At 68.2% G+C, this 1,366-nt stretch carries 1 protein-coding gene; it reads right to left on the bottom strand.

Going from position 1 to position 1,366, the window contains the following annotated elements:
• Positions 1 to 22 precede the first annotated feature (22 nt).
• Complete coding sequence (locus tag ACFWPS_RS53995; RefSeq protein WP_383721925.1) at positions 23 to 1,213, bottom strand: IS110 family transposase; 1,191 nt, start codon at positions 1,211 to 1,213, stop codon at positions 23 to 25.
• Positions 1,214 to 1,366 lie beyond the last annotated feature (153 nt).

The following is a 1,366-nucleotide window of genomic DNA, read 5'->3' as shown; positions in this document are numbered from 1 at the left end:
CAGTGATTCCTAATGCGGTCTGTCAAGCCGCGTGAGCACTGGGCGGGGTGAGTTCGTAGCATCGCCCGTCGCGGAGGAGTGCCCAGAGGACGTTGACGCGACGGCGGGCAAGGGCGAGGACGGCCTGGGTGTGGCGTTTGCCCTCGGCGCGTTTGCGGTCGTAGAACCGGCGCGATTCCTCGCAGTGCCGGATGCTGAACAACGCCGAGGTGTAGAAGACACGTTGGAGGCGGCGGTTGTATCGCTGAGGGCGCCGCAGGTTGCCGCTGATCTTCCCGGAGTCGCGGGGCACTGGTGCGACGCCGCCGAAGCCGGCGAGGCGGTCGGCGGTGGCGAAGACCGTCATGTCGCCGCCGGTGGCGGCCAGGAACTCTGCGCCGAGGATGATGCCCAGGCCGGGCATGCTGGTGATCACGTCGAAGGCGTGGTGGTCGCGAAACCGGGCCTCGATGACCTTGTCGAGCTCGGCGACCTGCTGGTTGAGGCCCATCACCTCCTTCGCCAGCCTGTGCACCAGCTCGGCGGCCAGCTTCTCGCCGGGCAGGCTGGTGTGCTGCCGTTCGGCGGCCTGGACGGCGATCTCGGCGAGCCGGTCGGGGCGGACGACGTGGCGGTTGCGCAGCCAGGTCTCCAGCCTCTTGGCACCGATTCGGCGGATGGCTGCCGGGGTCTGGTAGCCGGTCAGCAACGTGAGCGGGCCGGTGTTGGTCAGGTCCAACGCCCGTTCCAGGCCGGGGAAGACGCCGGTGAGCTGGGCTCGCAAGCGGTTGACGGTGCGGGTGCGGTCGGCGACCAGGTCCATGCGGCGGCCGGTGAGGATCTTGAGGTCGGTCACGGTCTCGTCGCCCGTGCGTAAAGGGTGCAGGTCGCGGCGGACGCGGACCTGGTCGGCGATGACCGCGGCGTCCTTGGCATCGGTCTTGCCCTCGCCTCGATAGCTCTCGGAGGCGCGGTGGATGGCCCGACCGGAGATGTAGAGCACCGGCTGGTCGTGGTTGAGCAGGATCGCGATGGCCAGGGCGGCTCCGCCGTCGGCCAGATCTATGCCCCAGGTCACCTCCTCGCCCAAAGCCAGGACGTCGGCGAGGAGTTCGAGCAGTTCGGGCTCGTCGTTGGTAACACGTCGGGACAGCAGCCGGCGGCCGCTCTCGTCGATGGCGACGCAGTGGTGATGAACTTTGCCTGCGTCGATTCCGGCCCAGATCGCGGCCATGTGGTGCCTCCGTGCGGTGTTGTACTGGTGCCTCCCGACGGACGACCTCGCTGTCGATTCCCTACGGAGCGATCATTCGCAATTCCTAATTGGCAGCCGAGTCGTCGTGGGGCGCCGGGCGGCCAATCACTGAGAGCCACAAGCGGCAGAGCT

Source organism: Streptomyces sp. NPDC058457, from assembly GCF_042720695.1.
Classification (GTDB): Bacteria; Actinomycetota; Actinomycetes; order Streptomycetales; family Streptomycetaceae; genus Streptomyces.
Note: the sequence above shows the minus strand (reverse complement) of the source record. Positions and strands in the feature narration are given on the sequence as shown.

What these genes read in the sequence shown, in the direction of transcription:
- ACFWPS_RS53995 (WP_383721925.1), bottom strand. Translation starts at nt 1,213, where the DNA reads ATGGCCGCGATCTGGGCCGGAATCGACGCAGGCAAAGTTCATCACCAC.